This is a genomic window from Rothia nasimurium (assembly GCF_004569295.1).
Classification (GTDB): domain Bacteria; phylum Actinomycetota; class Actinomycetes; order Actinomycetales; family Micrococcaceae; genus Rothia; species Rothia nasimurium_B.
In genome coordinates this window covers 33,191-48,414 of record NZ_SPQC01000021.1, presented here as the reverse complement: position 1 = coordinate 48,414, position 15,224 = coordinate 33,191, and the positions used below count along the sequence as shown (strand labels likewise).

20 protein-coding genes and 1 pseudogene are annotated in these 15,224 nt (G+C 57.1%); 16 read left to right on the top strand and 5 right to left on the bottom strand.

Annotated elements, in window-relative coordinates; translation table 11 throughout:
* Positions 1-289, bottom strand: a 289-nt coding sequence (locus E4U03_RS07125; protein ID WP_135012840.1) for a hypothetical protein, incomplete at its 3' end; no start/stop codon positions are given.
* A 309-nt stretch (positions 290-598) separates the two neighbouring features.
* Here E4U03_RS07125 and E4U03_RS07120 point away from each other — a divergent pair.
* The gene (locus E4U03_RS07120) at positions 599-781 is read left to right on the top strand and encodes a hypothetical protein (protein WP_135012838.1); all 183 of its coding nucleotides are present in this window, start codon (positions 599-601) and stop codon (positions 779-781) included.
* Positions 774-980: a hypothetical protein gene (locus E4U03_RS07115; protein WP_135012836.1), complete on the top strand. Its 207-nt coding sequence runs from the start codon at positions 774-776 to the stop codon at positions 978-980. Before E4U03_RS07120 ends, E4U03_RS07115 begins: the two co-directional genes overlap by 8 nt.
* A 76-nt stretch (positions 981-1,056) precedes the next feature.
* Here E4U03_RS07115 and E4U03_RS07110 read toward each other — a convergent pair whose 3' ends face one another.
* From E4U03_RS07110 to E4U03_RS07100, 3 genes are all read right to left on the bottom strand, one after another.
* Positions 1,057-1,356 (bottom strand): helix-turn-helix domain-containing protein, encoded by a 300-nt coding sequence (locus E4U03_RS07110; protein WP_135012835.1) that lies wholly within the window; start codon positions 1,354-1,356, stop codon positions 1,057-1,059.
* Between the two features lie 539 nt (positions 1,357-1,895).
* Positions 1,896-2,276 (bottom strand): hypothetical protein, encoded by a 381-nt coding sequence (locus E4U03_RS07105; RefSeq protein ID WP_135012833.1) that lies wholly within the window; start codon positions 2,274-2,276, stop codon positions 1,896-1,898.
* 10 nt (positions 2,277-2,286) lie between these two features.
* Positions 2,287-2,817: an ImmA/IrrE family metallo-endopeptidase gene (locus E4U03_RS07100; RefSeq protein ID WP_135012831.1), complete on the bottom strand. Its 531-nt coding sequence runs from the start codon at positions 2,815-2,817 to the stop codon at positions 2,287-2,289.
* Positions 2,818-2,973: 156 nt separating this feature from the next.
* Between E4U03_RS07100 and E4U03_RS13570 the strand changes: the two genes are divergently transcribed.
* From E4U03_RS13570 to E4U03_RS13745, 6 genes and pseudogenes are all read left to right on the top strand, one after another.
* On the top strand, positions 2,974-3,942 hold the full coding sequence (locus E4U03_RS13570) for a tyrosine-type recombinase/integrase (RefSeq protein ID WP_135012829.1): 969 nt from the start codon (positions 2,974-2,976) through the stop codon (positions 3,940-3,942).
* Entirely contained in the window at positions 3,833-4,069 is a 237-nt protein-coding gene (locus E4U03_RS13565) for a tyrosine-type recombinase/integrase (RefSeq protein WP_265588571.1), read from the top strand. The genes E4U03_RS13570 and E4U03_RS13565 overlap by 110 nt, the downstream gene beginning before the upstream one ends.
* 439 nt (positions 4,070-4,508) lie before the next feature.
* Positions 4,509-5,516, top strand: coding sequence for a hypothetical protein (locus E4U03_RS07085; RefSeq protein WP_135012825.1), 1,008 nt, complete (start codon positions 4,509-4,511; stop codon positions 5,514-5,516).
* Between the two features lie 118 nt (positions 5,517-5,634).
* Entirely contained in the window at positions 5,635-5,958 is a 324-nt protein-coding gene (locus E4U03_RS07080; RefSeq protein ID WP_135012823.1) for a hypothetical protein, read from the top strand.
* Positions 5,959-5,979: 21 nt separating this feature from the next.
* Positions 5,980-6,711 (top strand): annotated as a pseudogene (locus tag E4U03_RS13750) (S8 family serine peptidase).
* A 159-nt stretch (positions 6,712-6,870) separates the two neighbouring features.
* Positions 6,871-7,230: a hypothetical protein gene (locus tag E4U03_RS13745; protein ID WP_416220620.1), complete on the top strand. Its 360-nt coding sequence runs from the start codon at positions 6,871-6,873 to the stop codon at positions 7,228-7,230.
* On the opposite strand, the gene E4U03_RS07055 is transcribed toward E4U03_RS13745, so the two are convergent.
* Positions 7,156-7,656, bottom strand: a complete 501-nt coding sequence (locus E4U03_RS07055) for a M23 family metallopeptidase (protein WP_245207689.1) — start codon at positions 7,654-7,656, stop codon at positions 7,156-7,158. The two genes, E4U03_RS13745 and E4U03_RS07055, sit on opposite strands and share 75 nt — an antisense overlap.
* A gap of 621 nt (positions 7,657-8,277) precedes the next feature.
* Here E4U03_RS07055 and rpsB point away from each other — a divergent pair.
* The 8 genes from rpsB (at position 8,278) to E4U03_RS07015 (ending at position 15,179) form a co-directional block, all read left to right on the top strand.
* Entirely contained in the window at positions 8,278-9,087 is an 810-nt protein-coding gene (gene rpsB, locus E4U03_RS07050) for a 30S ribosomal protein S2 (protein WP_135012810.1), read from the top strand.
* 123 nt (positions 9,088-9,210) lie between these two features.
* Positions 9,211-10,041, top strand: a complete 831-nt coding sequence (tsf, locus tag E4U03_RS07045; RefSeq protein WP_135012808.1) for a translation elongation factor Ts — start codon at positions 9,211-9,213, stop codon at positions 10,039-10,041.
* Positions 10,042-10,181: 140 nt separating this feature from the next.
* Positions 10,182-10,922: a UMP kinase gene (gene pyrH / locus E4U03_RS07040; protein WP_135012806.1), complete on the top strand. Its 741-nt coding sequence runs from the start codon at positions 10,182-10,184 to the stop codon at positions 10,920-10,922.
* An 81-nt stretch (positions 10,923-11,003) separates the two neighbouring features.
* The gene (gene frr / locus E4U03_RS07035; RefSeq protein ID WP_135012804.1) at positions 11,004-11,561 is read left to right on the top strand and encodes a ribosome recycling factor; all 558 of its coding nucleotides are present in this window, start codon (positions 11,004-11,006) and stop codon (positions 11,559-11,561) included.
* Positions 11,562-11,567: 6 nt separating this feature from the next.
* A complete protein-coding gene (locus E4U03_RS07030; RefSeq protein ID WP_135012802.1) occupies positions 11,568-12,413 on the top strand; it encodes a phosphatidate cytidylyltransferase in 846 nt (281 codons plus the stop codon).
* A 31-nt stretch (positions 12,414-12,444) separates the two neighbouring features.
* On the top strand, positions 12,445-13,047 hold the full coding sequence (locus E4U03_RS07025; protein ID WP_135012800.1) for a DivIVA domain-containing protein: 603 nt from the start codon (positions 12,445-12,447) through the stop codon (positions 13,045-13,047).
* A 120-nt stretch (positions 13,048-13,167) separates the two neighbouring features.
* A complete protein-coding gene (locus E4U03_RS07020; protein ID WP_135012798.1) occupies positions 13,168-13,539 on the top strand; it encodes a DUF485 domain-containing protein in 372 nt (123 codons plus the stop codon).
* 14 nt (positions 13,540-13,553) lie between these two features.
* The gene (locus tag E4U03_RS07015; protein WP_416220619.1) at positions 13,554-15,179 is read left to right on the top strand and encodes a solute symporter family protein; all 1,626 of its coding nucleotides are present in this window, start codon (positions 13,554-13,556) and stop codon (positions 15,177-15,179) included.
* Positions 15,180-15,224: the final 45 nt, after the last annotated feature.

The window sequence follows — 15,224 nt, the reverse complement described above, 5'->3', positions numbered from 1 at the left end:
ATTCAGAGATTATCTTCTCGGCAGTGACGTTTTCGAAGCCGCGCACAGCGTGCAGGCGCTGGGTCTCTAGGGCGCTGAGCCGTATCACAGGGGTATGGGTGTTCATGGCCTCAACCCGGCGCGGCCCATCGGCCCAGTCCTCCAGGTAATCAACCTTAACGCCGGCTATACGGGTGCCCGTAGCCTCCAGCACGGTGACCTCAGGGCCAATGGTGAAAGCAGTAGTCAGAACCGATTCAGTCTGTGAGAGCCAGATACGGGTGCCGGTAGCGTTCATTTTGAAAGCCAAGATAGGCGGCTGGTCGCCAGGTGTTAGTGTCTGCCGAAATACCGTGCCTACCCCTGATACCCATAGCGCCAGCTCCCCGGCGTCCGGGGAGTACAACTGTTGGAGCAACCGCTCCAATACAACCAAATAGTGGAGGAAACATGGAGATTATCTCCCTCATCGTTTCTTGCATCAACACCCTACTGGTAGCGATAGCAACGGCCATCACCTACAAGATGTACCGAGACAGCAAGTAAACGAAAGCTCGCTCCGAGATACCGCAATTACCTCGGGGCGAGCCCCCTCCCACTATACCGAAAGGAAACCACCGTGAACCAGAATAGAAAAACCCTGATAGCCCTCAACGTAGCCATTCTGGTGCTATCAGTAACGCTAGTCATCATGCAGATAGCCCAGGGCAACACTGGCATGGCAATCCTCTGGGGCGTTCTTGCAACAGCCAACACAGCAACCTTGGTAATGCACCTCAAAGCAGGCGGCCGCAATGGCTAAAACCATCATCGTCAGCACCATTGAGCTAGCCACCTTCCTGGGTCTTACCAAGCAAGGGCTATACAAGCGAGGCGAGCTGCCGCCGGCTGACTTCATTTCCGTTGGAGGCCGAGAGTGCTGGCTTCCCGATACTGCTGAAGCCTGGGATGCAACCTATCGGCAAAAGCACGGCGCAGGGCGTCCTGCAACTAAAAACTGAACTGCCTAGACAGTAGAGAGCCTCGACCCACTTCTGTGGGTCGAGGCTCTCTACTGCCCTCTGAGGGGCTAGAAATCTACTGGTCTACCTCGATGCCGCCGGGCGTCCAACGGACCGTGAGTGAGGCGGGCAGGTCGCCTGTCGGGATGGCAACGGGCTGGGTATCGTCGTCCTGATAGAACCATTCCAGGGGGACGTTGGTGGCTTGAGCAATAGCGCTGACCACATCATTGGCCGGCGAGCGTTGGCCTTTTTCGTAGCGGTTGAGGCTGTTGAGGGATACACCGGTGGCTTCTGCGAGCTCGCTTTGGGTCATGCCTGCGTGTTCGCGTGCTTTTCGCAGGCGGTCTTGGAAGGTCCAGGTGGGTGTGTTCATGCGTTCTATTGTATCGGTTGGGTGATTTTTTGCCACCCCTTTCCCTTTTTGGCTTTATTTTCACCTGTTATGTGTGTAGAGTGTTTGGCAATGGGTGAATATTCACCTGCTCGGGAAGACGTTCTTACTTTACGGTTCTTGAATCCCGACCCTTGGCCCTGCAATCCGAGGATAAACACAAGCAACCGGCCGGTTAGGAGCGTTAGAGCTGCTCCACTTGAGATAGAGCCATTACCGGCATTGGCCCACAAAGGAGTCGGGTACGAGGGTAGCTCCCTTGGCTTGGTGCATACGATCAGACTGCCTGGACTTCCTGCAAGGAAGAAACCGGGGGTCTACTTCTCGTATCTGGGAGAGGAAACCCAGCGCCAAACCTCGGGAGCTCTTTGGGGGATGGGAATCACAAAGCCTCTCGCGCTAGCGCAACCTCTAGCCGATTGGGGCGCAGCCCCCTGACCTGCTAAGAGCCCAAGGCCGCCTGCAGAAAGAAGCTTCACTACCTCCTCAACGGTAGACCCCTGCCTTGTTCGAAACGAGGCTTACTTCTCTGCCGACTTTTCATCAGCTGGTTGCGTAGGAGCCGGGAAGAGAGACCTCGCAATAACATTAAGCAACAGAAAGGATTGAACTGCTATCGAAGCATTGAACGAGATAAGGACAGCAGCATCTAAATTCGTCCCCCAGATAGCAGCACAGGCATTAGTCAACACAATAGCCAGTAGAGAACCGACCACAATCAAAATGATGATTCGGAAAAGAGCTTTTTGATGGGCAAGGTTCTGGGCAAGACCATCATTAACGAGCTTGAGTTTACGCTTTGCTTCTGGGTCTTGAGTGAGATTTTGGTGAACTACTGAGCCCGTGAGGGACTGGCTAGCGTAATCGTGGTATTGGTTCCAGTTACCGCCTGTTGACGCCACAACGACACCCCTATTCTGGATTTACTGTCAGACGATGCAAACGAGTGTTGAGAGCAGACAGAGAAACACCAAAGAAACGCGCCATCTCTACAAGGCTCTTCCCTTCTTCTTGGAGCTGACTAATCTTTGCAGCAGGCATGAGAAGCGCCCCTGCAAATTCGTCAGCATAGAACTCATGAATGCTATACGAACCTGGCTTCCGCAAGTCAACAAATGAATAATCAAAGTCCTGGGCAAGTGTGGTTCGCTCTGCAAGATGGCCTAACTCATGGGCCCACGTGAACCGCTGACGTTCCGGTGAATCTTGAGCGTTAAGGAGAATTTGGGCTGGTTGCCCCGGCTCTTTGAGAATCATCCCCGAGATATCATCGAGCTGGCTATCCAGTTGTTTTTGAGCGTACATGAGTTCAGAAACCACTCGTAAATCTACCGGGAAGGTAAGAGCGTCCCCAAAAGCCTCTAGAGCTTTGGCTGCTTCTTGTCTGGCGGCTTGATATACGAGTTGCTTATCTCCTGCATGAAGTTGCTTAGGCTGCGACATTTAGCTAGTCCTCCCCTGTACTGCGTTTTGATTTAAGTCTCTCTTGGGCTTAATCCTACAGGGACACAAATAGGCACGCTAGTGGCTCAGCAGGGCTGCATGTCAGCTATCTTTAAAGCATTCGAACAAGCGTTCTAGACTAGAGGGGTTCACCTCATGACCAGCAGGCTCAAGCTAGGAGAGCATGGCGAAGTCACTGTCACCCGCCTAGCCCAAAAGAAATACAGGGCAAGGGTCAGATATCGTCACATCGACGGAAAAATCCGCCTCCTCCAAGCCACCGCTTCCACACGCTCCGACGCCTCCCGCGCCGTCCTCGCCAAGCTCAAAGACTTCACCATAGGCTCCAACGACCTCACTGACGAAAGCAGTATCGCCGACGCCACCGAACGGTGGTGGGAAGAATTCACAGCTAAAGACGATAAAACCGCTGGCACCCTCCACCGCTACCGCTACCTCATCAATTCCTACCTACTACCAGCCATCGGTGACGTTCTACTCATTGAAGCCACCACCGGCAACCTGGCCGCCTTCATTTCCAGCATTCGCAAAGACCACGGCGCCACCAACGCCAAGCACCTCCGCATGATTCTCAAAAACGTCTTCGCGCTGGTCGTCGTCCACGACGCCCTGCTTCGCAACCCAGTCGACGGCGTCCCCGCAGTCACCGTTAAGCGCGAGAAAGCCACCAGGGCCCTCACCGCCGAGCAAGTGCAAGAGCTGCGCAAAATTCTTCACGGCGACGTCCTCGATATCTATGACCTCATGCTGGGCACCGGCTGTAGAATCTCAGAAGCCTTGGGCCTGCGCTGGCAAGATATCGACCTCATTGCTGGGACAGCGACCATCGCCGGGGCTGTCAAAGAGAGCAGCGGTAAAACGGTTTGGGAGCCCGCGCCAAAATCAGAGGGGTCAGCCCAAACCATCTATCTACCTACCTACCTTCACCCTTCATATGCTCCTAGAACGCCGACAGTGGTGCGAGTGGGTCTTCCCCTCAAGCGCCGGCACCGTCATGAACGGCAACAACTATCGCAAGCGTCTGCGCAAGATGCTGGCAGGTACAGAGCTGGACTGGGTCACCCCACACACAGCACGCTCAACTGTAGCCACCATTGTGGCTGAGAGTATGGGGGTCAGCACCGCGGCCTCACTCCTGGGTCATGCCAGCGAGGATGTCACCATCCGTAATTACATCGTGCAGCAGAAGGTAGCTCCGAACGCCTCGGCGGTTCTCGATGTGCTCGGATAAAGTCATCTAATGGTCATCTAGTGTGAGCGAAAAATAACCCTTAAATGACATGCAGAAACTTTGAGACAGCGAGCGCAACCGGTTTCTGACGTGGGGTTATGTGGTCTGGTGTGGTCTGGCGTGTGTGTTTTACTCAAATTCCCTTGGTCGCGGGTTCAAGCCCCGCAGGCCCTACTATGAACGCCTTGCCTTTCTGCTTTCAGAAAGGCAAGGCGTTTTTTATGCCCTACCCAGGGCTTGACTACAGCCTGCGAACCGTAAGTCGGGTGGGGCGTCCTGCTGTCCCTCCTGCTGCCCTCCCTATTCCAGGGTGTGGGCGACACGCCCCGTTCACCGGGTATTCTCACGCAGTTCCCACACTCTTACCTGGCGGGTGCTACATTTGCTGAGGAAAGTTTCACTTTCAATCACTCGCATTCTACCTATCCCAGAGGAAACTATGTCTTTCTCCCTCAAGCGCATCACCGCGCCCGTACTCGCAACCGGTCTGCTGGCAGGTTCACTGGTCGTCGCAGGCTCCACCGGCGCCCAGGCAACCACCAGCACCACCCAGTTCGCAACCTACACTTCAGAAGCTGGCGTGAGTTCCCACTACCATGTCTACGCAGAGAACATCGACTGGTCCCAGCCCGTGGGTGTTGTCTTCTACCTCGACGGGGACTACTGGCAGACTAACCAGTCCAAGGTGCACTCACCCAACAACTCTCAGCTACTGGGTATGGCCGAGGTTGCTAACGAACGCAATATGGTTTTCGTTCCCGTAATCTCACCCGATAAGGACGCTACTGGCAACGGTATTACCTGGTGGCAGTCGATGGACGCCAACGGTAACTGGTTCCGTTCCTTTGCTAGCTCTTTTATCGCTGAAGCAGGTCTGGACTCTTCTAACGTCTGGACCATCGGCCACTCTGGTGGCGCAGAAATCACCGGTTTTGAGCTGCTGGCCGATAGGCAGGACTCCTGGCGCACCGGCGGCGGCTCGGTCATGGTCGGTGGCGGCAACAGCAACGGCATGCAGACCCTGCCCTCAGACACCGCTAAGGACTTTTCCCTGCAGTGGTACATCGGCTCTGAGGACGGCGTAGGCGCCACCTGGCCTATTGCCTGGTCAGCCTATGGCGCGGCAGAAAACGGCTACAAGGTATACTCAGCTGCCGGTTTCAACAACGTAGACTTCACCGTCCTGCCCGGCATTCAGCATCACAACTACGACTTCCCCGTAATCCTTGAAGAGGCCCTCGATAAGGTTGAGCCCAAGCTGATCGGTGGCATTGGCGCCTACTACTATGCCCACGGCGGCGCTGAGACTTTTGGTGAGCCGGTAGCTAACGAATACAACGTTGAAGGCGGTGCCCAGCAGCTCTTCCGTGCTGCGGACGGCACCGAAACCCTGCTGGTCTGGTCAGCCGAGACCGGCGTCGTTACTCCGGTGACCTACCTGCGCTAGCAGATAAGATATCGGCCAACTCCTTCATCTCGTATACTGTGTAGTAACACACATATTTGAGGGAGTAACCGTGGCACGTTCGCCGTTTTTCTAGTCCGTTGCAGGCACCTGTTCGCTGGTGCTTGCAACGGGCTTTTTACTGATATCTGACCCGTCTGTAGCTCAGGCAGCACCTCCGGGTGGCACAACAGGTGAGGCTGCCGCCCAGGGGCAGGTGGTTGAGCTTCTCGAAGAGCAACCTGACGTTGAATACGCTGAACCCGATCTCATCATCACAACCGGCCAGGCCGCTACTCCCCGTAATTCTCCTAGTGACCCTTACTTTGCTAGTCATCAGTGGAATATGCGAGCTATCGATGCACCCGGTGCCTGGCGATACGCTACCGGCGAGGGCATCATCATCGGTATCGCGATACCGGGCAGACCTGGCACCCCGAACTAGCTGCAAAGACTTTACCCGGCTATGACTTTGTCTCGGCTGACTAGAGCCGGGACGGTAACGGCTGGGAACCCAACCCCAACGATGAAGGCGACTGGGGGGCCTCAGATTCCCCGTTCCATGTGGCACGGAACCCACGTAGCTGGTATCGCTGCCGCCGCAACCGATAACGGAGCAGGAGTAGCTGGCGTAGCTCCTAACGCTCGAATCCAGCATTCCCGTATTATTGGGTGTCAACGGCCGCGCCTATACTTCTGACCAGGCTGCGGGCATTGCCTGGAGCGCCGGTGTGCCTGTACTCGGAGCACCTGCTAACTCCACACCGGCTCACGTCGTTAACTACTCTGAGGGCTTCTATTCAGCAACCTGCCCCAGGGGCCTGCAGGACGCCATCAATGCGGCTCATGCACGGAACGTCCCGGTGGTTGCGGCAGCAGGTAACTTCGGAGCAAGTGCGGTCGGTACCTCACCGGCTAACTGCCTGGGAGCTATCGTGGTCGGTGCGACCGCTAACGGTAATGTGATGACAGGTTACTCCAACTGGGGGGGCTCATGCTTGATGTGCTGGCCCCTGGCGGTGCGGTTGGATCAGATGTCTGGTCAACTGTGAATACAGGTGCCTATACCCAGGCGGGGCCCGGGTATGGACCGCTTAATGGCACCTCCATGGCGGCTCCTCATGTAAGCGGCATTATCGACATGATGAAGGAGCGCAACCCGAACCTGACCGTAGAGCAGATTCGCACCATATCTTAAGGACACCGGATCAAACGTCAACGGGTACCGTTTTGTTAACGCTCCTCGTGCAGTTTCAGCTGTTGCAGATACCCGCGGTTTCCCGCTGATTGGTACTATCGGAGCCTACTGCTACGCCCACGGGGCAGCCGCTACTTTTGGAATGCTCACGAGCTCTGAATTTCCCCTGCGGGATGGGGGAGCGGGATCGGGGCTGGATACCGAGCTGGGGGTTATGAGAACGGGTACGGTTACCCGGTCTTTGCTGAGACTGCTATCATCGGTGGTGCGATGCAAAAGTTTGCCCTTGCTGACGGGCGTCGGTTTGCCTTCTACTGGACCCCTCGACACCATCGAACCCACGTGGTGTGGGAGGCCGGTGCTATTGGCGGCCGATTTACAGCAGCAGGTGGAACTGCACGCTATGGCTTCCCCGATACCGATGAGGTTTCCCATCCCGATGGGTCAGTGACGGTGAGCTTCACCAAGGGCGCGGTTGTGCGGTGGACCGCCGAAGGTGGGGTGCAGCGTATCCGCTAGGCCGCCGATAGGCAACAGCACGCTGGGGCCTTCAAGCCCTAGTAGGAGCAGGGGGTTCGTGTAATCGAGCCCCCTGCGCGCTGTTCCGGAGCCCGGGGCAGGTTCCCTCACACCCCAGTGCAGGCAAAAGCTCGGGGCACAGTGCTGGATATTAGAGTCAAGCTGGGCGATGGCGTCCCCGGCCTGCACCCGGCTACCTACCGGTAGGGGGTTCATGACAGGTTCAAAGGACGACCGCCGCCCGTCTGGGTGCTCAAGAGTGAGCACCTGCCGGTCAACTACGGTTCCAGCAAAAACTACCTCCCCCTCATAAGGGGCAAGGACGCTCCCACCCGCTTCCAACGCAAGGTCAACGCCGCGGTGCCCGGCAGCCCAGCGGGCATCCGGTTTCTCAAAGCCCCGAACCACGGTAAGCTGCCCCTCCACCGGGGCCTGCAAGGGCGGCGTCCGCCCCGCAAAAGCTAGCGGGGTTGTTGCCCCCACTAAAAGCAGGGCACAGCAATAAACCCCTAGAAACCTCACAAGCCTTCTAGAGCGCAATAGAAGAAAAGACATGACAAAAACCTTTCAGTCGGTGCCCGCCCCTTACCCCAGGTGGCGCCAACCGTAGGTTGCCTCCATCTTTACCACTGGAAACCTGCCACCACAAGAGCCAAAACCCCGGTGATTAAAGCCCAATAATGCGGTATAGTTGTTGATTGCAGTTTGCCCCTGCGCCCTTCCCAAAAACAGGCAGTGCGAGGGCAAGGGGAATCCCTTTACATAGAGACCCCTCCTTGGCGAGCCATTCACGCGAGCTTCACCCGGGATCTGACGTCGCGTAACGCGAAGCAACTAGCCTCTAGTTGATAAGGAACTTTCGGTCCGGCACAGGCCGGTGAAGGTCTGAGACAGCTTCGTCACTCCAACGAAAAAGTCTGAGCGTTACCAGGGGAGCGGGCCTTGCGCCCACACGCTCCACATGTAAACCGATAACTACTATGCGCGGAGCGGAGCTAGCCTGGAATCAGGGGCCCGCCCGGCACCCCTAATACATAAGGAGACGACATGCCCGTCGTAACTATGCGCCAGCTTCTCGATTCAGGTGTCCACTTCGGTCACCAGACCCGCCGCTGGAACCCCAAGATGAAGCGCTTCATCCTCACCGAGCGCAACGGCATCTACATCATCGACCTGCAGCAGTCACTGGCCTTCATCGACCAGGCTTACGAAGCTGTTAAGGCAACCGTTGCTCACGGCGGCACCGTTCTGTTCGTTGGTACCAAGAAGCAGGCTCAGGAAGCCATCGCTGAGCAGGCTACCCGCGTGAACATGCCCTACGTCAACCACCGCTGGCTCGGTGGTATGCTCACCAACTTCGCAACCGTTTCAAAGCGCATCGAGCGCATGAAGGAACTCGAGCAGATCGACTTCGACGACGTCGCAGGCTCACAGTTCACCAAGAAGGAACTGCTGCTTCTGCGTCGCGAGCACGAGAAGCTCGAAAAGACCCTCGGTGGTATCCGTAACCTCACCAAGGCTCCCTCACTGATCTGGGTTGTTGACACCAAGAAGGAACACCTGGCTGTTGACGAAGCTCAGAAGCTTGGCATCCCCGTAGTTGCTATCCTCGACACCAACTGCGACCCCGACGAAGTTTCCTTCCCCATCCCCGGCAACGACGACGCAATCCGCTCCGTCAACCTGCTCACCCGCGTCATCGCGGACGCAGTTGCTGAAGGTCTGCTGGAACGCGAAAACAAGAAGGCCGGCAAGTCAGCTAACGTTTCCGAAGAGCCCATGGCTGAATGGGAGCGCGAACTGCTCGAGCAGCACGAAGCTGCTAAGGCAGAAGCACCCGCTGAAGAAGCTAAGTAAAGCCTCATAAGAGAAACGGCACCCGCCCACATTCGGTGGGTGCCGTTCTCACCTCTTCTGCCGAAGATACTGGCAGGAACCCAATAGATTTCCCTAATCTGTTCAAAATATAAGGAGTTCACCATGGCGAACTACACCGCAGCCGACATCAAGGCTCTGCGCGAAAAGACCGGCGCAGGCATGCTCGACGTCAAGAAGGCCCTCGACGAGGCCAACGGCGACCAGCAGAAGGCAATGGAAATCATCCGCGTTAAGGGCCTCAAGGGCGTCACCAAGCGCGAAGGCCGTGCAACCGCAGAAGGCCTCGTTGCTGCCCGCGTAGAAAACGGCGTTGGCTTCATGATTGAAGTTAACTCAGAAACCGACTTCGTTGCTAAGTCCGAGCCCTTCATCAAGTTCGGTAACGACGTTCTCGAAGCAGCAGTTGCCGCTAACGCTTTCACCCTGGAAGAACTCAAGGCAGCTTCTTACGAAGGTAAGACCGTCGACGAGCTCACCACCGAAGCAGGCGCCCTGCTCGGCGAAAAGATCGTTGTCCGCCGCGTAGCTCGCGTTGAGGGCGAGAACGTTGCAGTTTACCTGCACAAGACCTCCAAGGACCTGCCCGCACAGGTTGGCGTTCTGCTCGCAGTAGCTGGCGACAACACCGAGGAAGTTGCTCACGACGTAGCCGTTCACATCGCTGCAATGAGCCCCAAGTACCTCAACTCAGACTCCATCTCAGCTGAGGACATCGAGGCCGAGAAGCGTGTTGCTGAAGAAACCGCACGCGGCGAAGGCAAGCCCGAGCAGATCATCCCCAAGATCGTTGAAGGTAAGCTCAAGGCTTTCTACAAGGAAAACACCCTGCTCGACCAGGACTTTGCTAAGGACTCCTCAAAGTCTGTAGCTGCAGTTCTCGAGGAGAACGGTGCAACCGCAACCGTTTTCGAGCGTTTCCGCGTCGGCGCCTAATATTCGTCAGGTGTGATTGAGCACCAAAAAAGCTCATAGCTCAGGGGAGCCCCGCACAGGGGCTCCCCTTTGCCGTATGCTAGAAACAAAGCGCGCAACGGATGCCGCAAAAAATTTTTGACCTTTTCAGGAGGACCACCATGGCAGAGTCAACCCGAACTATCCACCGAGACGACACCGGCCGTCGCCGCGTCCTACTCAAGCTCTCCGGCGAGGTCTTCGGCGGCGGCGAAGTCGGCATCTCTACCGAGGTCGTCCGCGGCATCGCAGAGCAGATTGCCTCAACCATCGGCCAGGTCGAAGTCGCAGTCGTCGTTGGCGGCGGCAACTTCTTCCGCGGCGCAGAGCTCTCAGAAGCCGGCATGGACCGCTCCCGCGCCGACAACATCGGTATGCTGGGCACTGTCATGAACTCTCTTGCCCTGCAGGACTTCCTGGAACAGGCCGGCATCGACACCCGCGTCCAGTCTGCCATCTCCATGCAGCAGGTCGCAGAAAACTACATCCCCCGCCGCGCCATCCGCCACATGCAAAAAGACCGCGTCGTCATCTTTGGTGCCGGTGCAGGCCTGCCCTACTTCTCCACCGATACCGTCTCAGCCCAGCGTGCCCTCGAAATCCATGCTGACGAGGTCCTCGTCGCCAAGAACGGCGTGGACGGCATCTACACCGCCGACCCCAACAAGGACCCCAACGCCGAGCGCCTCTACAAGCTCACCTACGACGAAGCCCTGAAGCGCAACATCCGCGTCATGGACCAGACCGCTTTCTCCCTCTGCAAGGACAACAACGTCACCATGCGCGTCTTCGGTATGCAGGGAGAGGGAAATGTGGCTCGAGCTATTCTCGGCGAGGAGATTGGCACCTTGGTTACTGCCTAAAGGCTCCAAGACCACTAGACTAGATAGAGACTACCTATACAGCGCCCACTGACGGGCACAACCCTAAAGGACTAACAACAGATGGTTGAAGAAACCCTGCTCGAAGCCGGCGAAAAGATGGACAAGTCTATCGAGGCCCTCAAGAACGAATTTGCCTCAATCCGCACCGGACGCGCCAACCCCGCCCTCTTCGCAAACCTCACCGCAGACTACTACGGTGCACCCACCCCCCTGCAGCAGCTGGCGTCCTTCCAGACCCCCGAAGCTCGCACCGTCCTGATTACCCCCTACGACAAGAGCGCCCTGAGTGCCATTGAAAAGGCAATCCGCGACTCAGACCTCGGTGCTAACCCCGCCAACGACGGCAACGTCGTGCGCGTTGTTATGCCCGAAATGACCGAAGAGCGCCGCAAGGAATACATCAAGATGGCCGGCCACAAGGCAGAAGAAGGCCGCGTTGCTGTGCGCAACACCCGCCGCCACGCCAAGACCGCTCTCGACAAGCTGGTCAAGGACGGCGAAATCGGTGAGGACGAGGGCGCACGCGGCGAAAAGGAACTCGACGCCCTGACCAAGAAGCACATCGACACCGTTGATGCGCTGCTGAAGTCCAAGGAAGCTGAACTGCTCGAGGTCTAAATCCGAATGACTGTTCAATCTCAAGAACAGCCGCCCCAGGCCTCTAAAGCTGGCAGGAACCTACCCGCCGCCATCACCGTCGGCCTCGTGCTGGGCGCGTTGCTGGCGGTGGGTTTGTTTTTTGTCCCCCTGATTCTGGTCATCTTTGCGGCTGCCGCCGTATCGGTAGGCACCTGGGAAGTCTGCCAGGGGCTTAACCAGAAACGCGGCATGGGAATCCCCGTTATCCCCGCCGTTGCCACCGCGCTGATTATGCCTTTCGCCGCCTACTATGGCGGCGGGTCCTGGCTGATTTTTACCGTTGTTGCCTCGATACTGGTGCTGATTGGCTGGCGTATCGTGGGGCAGCGCGACGGCATGATTATGTCGATTATGGGCTCCATCTTCGTGATGTCCTGGGTGCCCTTCATGATTTCCCTGGCCCTGCTGCTCTACCGCGAAGAATCGGGTCCAGGCAAGGTGCTCATGATCCTGCTGATGGCTATCGGTAACGATACCTGGGGCTACATTGCCGGCGTCAAATGGGGTAAGACCCCTATGGCCCCCAAGATTTCTCCCAAGAAAACCTGGGAGGGCTTTGCCGGATCAATGGTGGGCTCGATTATTGTGGGCATCATCTGTTCGCTCTTTATTGGTGACCCTTGGTGGTACGGTCTAATTGTGGCGGTCTTCCTGGTGATTGCCTCAACAGCGGGTGACCTGGGGGAGTCCATGGTTAAGCGTGAAATCGGCATTAAGGACATGTCGAATATTCTGCCCGGCCACGGTGGTGTGATGGACCGCCTGGATTCCATCGTGTTCGCTATCGCTATCGGTTACGTGATTTTCTCGGTGCTCTCAGCTCTCTTCTAGAGTTGGGCGCTGTCAGATATTTGGAGGCTCAATGAAACATCAGGCTGAATCTTCCGGAGAGTTCCGCCGGGTTGACTCCCACAAGACGGGGTACTTGGTGGCCGCCGTAGACTCCTTTTTTACCCGCCTAGCCGATGACTATGAGCTGATACTCTCGGGCGTTGAGGTAGGGGCAGATGTGCATACCTCCCGCACAGTGCGCGAGGCGGTTTTTGAGCCAGAGAAGGGCGGCTACGCTTCGGACGACGTGGATGCAGCCCTCGACAAGGTTGAAGACCGCTTCTGCGAGCTGGAACGCCACCTGTATGTGCAGCGCTACGGGCAGGGGACCTGGGACCAGGCTGTGCAGGAACTTGAGGACCTTTTGCGCGGACGCCTGGAACGCCCCGCCGGCCAGCGCTTCCGTAGGCCCTCCAAGCGTCTCACCAAGGGCTACTTCGTGAAAGAAGTTGATGCCCTCTGTGAGCGCCTCTTGGCCCACCTTGAGGGGGCGGACGTCCTCGCCCCCGCCGATGTTAGGTCGGCTGCTTTTAGCTCGGCAACGGGGGACCTCAGCTATGAGGAAACCCAGGTCGATGCCTTCTTCGACAGGGCTATTGAGTATCTGAATGATACGGCTGCTTTCAGCATCTAGGACTATCTGATAGGTGGACCACCCGAAATATTTCGGGTGGTCCACCTTTTTTAGTCCAGAAACTTATGTGTAACGTAGATAACACGATAATGTGTGTTGAGTTACACAAAGGAGGTAGTGATGGCACGCACATCACCAGAATCTCACCAGCCTCTAATCGACGCTGAGCACGTTGATTTCAAGGCAGCTCAGAATAGCGGTGAGTTTAAAGAGCTTCGCGCAACCCACAGGTCTTTCGTCTTCCCCATGACCGTGGCCTTCTTGGCCTGGTACCTGCTGTATGTGATTCTGGCGGTGTATGCCCCCGGCTTCATGGCAACCAAGGTACTGGGCAATGTCAATATCGGCATTATCTTTGGTCTCTTGCAGTTCGTTACCACCTTCACTATCACCGGTTGGTATGTAGCTTTCGCTAACCGCAAGCTTGACCCCCGCGCAGCTAGCCTGCGCAGCGACATCGAATCCGGCAACTACGCCCACAAGGCTCACTAAGGGGTGAACTTTTCATGATGACTACAGGAACCCTCCTCGCGGCTGAAGCTAGCACTCAGACCGTGGGTACCCCCTGGGTAAACATGTCCGTATTCGGCGCCTTTGTGCTGGCTACCATGGTGGTGGTGCTTCGTGCCTCTAAGAACAACAAGACCGCAGCTGACTATTATGCCGGTGGCCGCTCCTTTAGCGGCACCCAGAACGGTCTGGCTATCGCAGGTGACTACCTCTCGGCGGCCTCCTTCCTCGGTATTGTGGGCGCTATTGCCCTGCAGGGGTATGACGGCTTCCTCTACTCTATCGGCTTCCTGGTTGCCTGGCTGGTAGCCCTGCTGCTGGTGGCTGAGCCCCTGCGCAATACTGGTAAGTTCACCATGGCAGACGTGCTCTCCTTCCGCCTGCGCCAGCGCCCCGTTCGAATTGCCGCCTGTATCTCAACCCTGGCTGTTACCCTCTTCTACCTGCTGGCCCAGATGGCCGGTGCAGGTGCCCTGGTTTCCCTGCTGATGGGTATTAGCTCCAAGGCCGGGCAGTCACTGGTCATTATCATCGTGGGCGTACTTATGATCGTCTACGTTCTGATTGGCGGTATGAAGGGCACTACCTGGGTGCAGATTATCAAGGCTGTTCTGCTGGTCTCAGGCGTAGCCATTATGACCGTCTGGATCCTGGCAATCTACGGCTTCAACTTCTCCGCCGTGCTCGGTGCTGCGGTTGAAACCTCCGGCGGTAACGAGAAGATTCTTGCGCCCGGCCTCAAGTACGGCCTGAACGACCTGACCAAGCTGGACTTCATCTCCCTCTCCCTGGCCCTGGTCTTCGGTGCAGCTGGCCTGCCCCACGTGCTCATGCGTTTCTATACCGTTCCTACTGCTAAGGAGGCCCGTAAGTCGGTGGTCTGGGCTATCGTGCTGATTGGCCTTTTCTACCTCTTCACCCTGGTGCTGGGCTTCGGCGCCGCTGCCCTGGTGGGTGTGGACGCCATCAAGGCGGCTCCCGGCGGTGTCAACTCGGCAGCCCCCTTGCTGGCCTTCGAACTGGGTGGTTCCCTGCTGATGGGTGTTATCTCGGCGGTTGCTTTCGCAACCATCCTGGCCGTGGTGGCGGGTCTGGCGATTACCGCGTCCGCTTCCTTCGCCCACGATATCTATACCAACGTTATCTGCAAGGGTAACGCTGACCCGGCCAAGGAAATCCGCGTAGCAAAAACCACCGTGGTGGCTATCGGCCTGCTGTCTATCGCAGGCGGTATCGGCGCCCAGGGGCAGAACGTAGCCTTCCTGGTGGCCCTGGCCTTCGCAGTAGCTGCCTCGGCTAACCTGCCCACCATCGTCTACTCCCTCTTCTGGAAGGGCTTTAAGACCCGAGGCGCCCTTTGGTCTATGTATGGTGGTTTGAGTATTTCCGTCATCCTTATCATCTTTTCCCCGGTCATGTCCGGTGCTGAGACCTCTATGATTCCCGGTGCTGACTTCGCCTGGTTCCCCCTGGCTAACCCCGGTATCGTAGCGATTCCCGCCGCCTTCCTGCTGGGCTTCCTGGGCTCACTCGGTGGCGATAAGGAAGATGAAATCAAGCAGGCTGAGATGGAAGTTCGCTCCCTCACCGGCGTTGGCGCCGAAGGGGCTATCGACCACTAAGAACCGGTAGGTTTGCGTCTGCTGTAAACCCCCATCGCTGGCAGT

What these genes read in the sequence shown, in the direction of transcription:
- E4U03_RS07015 (WP_416220619.1), top strand. Translation starts at nt 13,554, where the DNA reads ATGATGACTACAGGAACCCTCCTCGCGGCTGAAGCTAGCACTCAGACC.
- E4U03_RS07025 (WP_135012800.1), top strand. Translation starts at nt 12,445, where the DNA reads ATGAAACATCAGGCTGAATCTTCCGGAGAGTTCCGCCGGGTTGACTCC.
- E4U03_RS07030 (WP_135012802.1), top strand. Translation starts at nt 11,568, where the DNA reads ATGACTGTTCAATCTCAAGAACAGCCGCCCCAGGCCTCTAAAGCTGGC.
- E4U03_RS07115 (WP_135012836.1), top strand. Translation starts at nt 774, where the DNA reads ATGGCTAAAACCATCATCGTCAGCACCATTGAGCTAGCCACCTTCCTG.
- E4U03_RS07085 (WP_135012825.1), top strand. Translation starts at nt 4,509, where the DNA reads ATGTCTTTCTCCCTCAAGCGCATCACCGCGCCCGTACTCGCAACCGGT.
- E4U03_RS07020 (WP_135012798.1), top strand. Translation starts at nt 13,168, where the DNA reads ATGGCACGCACATCACCAGAATCTCACCAGCCTCTAATCGACGCTGAG.
- E4U03_RS13565 (WP_265588571.1), top strand. Translation starts at nt 3,833, where the DNA reads ATGAACGGCAACAACTATCGCAAGCGTCTGCGCAAGATGCTGGCAGGT.
- frr (WP_135012804.1), top strand. Translation starts at nt 11,004, where the DNA reads ATGGTTGAAGAAACCCTGCTCGAAGCCGGCGAAAAGATGGACAAGTCT.
- rpsB (WP_135012810.1), top strand. Translation starts at nt 8,278, where the DNA reads ATGCCCGTCGTAACTATGCGCCAGCTTCTCGATTCAGGTGTCCACTTC.
- pyrH (WP_135012806.1), top strand. Translation starts at nt 10,182, where the DNA reads ATGGCAGAGTCAACCCGAACTATCCACCGAGACGACACCGGCCGTCGC.
- E4U03_RS07110 (WP_135012835.1), bottom strand. Translation starts at nt 1,356, where the DNA reads ATGAACACACCCACCTGGACCTTCCAAGACCGCCTGCGAAAAGCACGC.
- E4U03_RS13570 (WP_135012829.1), top strand. Translation starts at nt 2,974, where the DNA reads ATGACCAGCAGGCTCAAGCTAGGAGAGCATGGCGAAGTCACTGTCACC.
- E4U03_RS07100 (WP_135012831.1), bottom strand. Translation starts at nt 2,817, where the DNA reads ATGTCGCAGCCTAAGCAACTTCATGCAGGAGATAAGCAACTCGTATAT.
- tsf (WP_135012808.1), top strand. Translation starts at nt 9,211, where the DNA reads ATGGCGAACTACACCGCAGCCGACATCAAGGCTCTGCGCGAAAAGACC.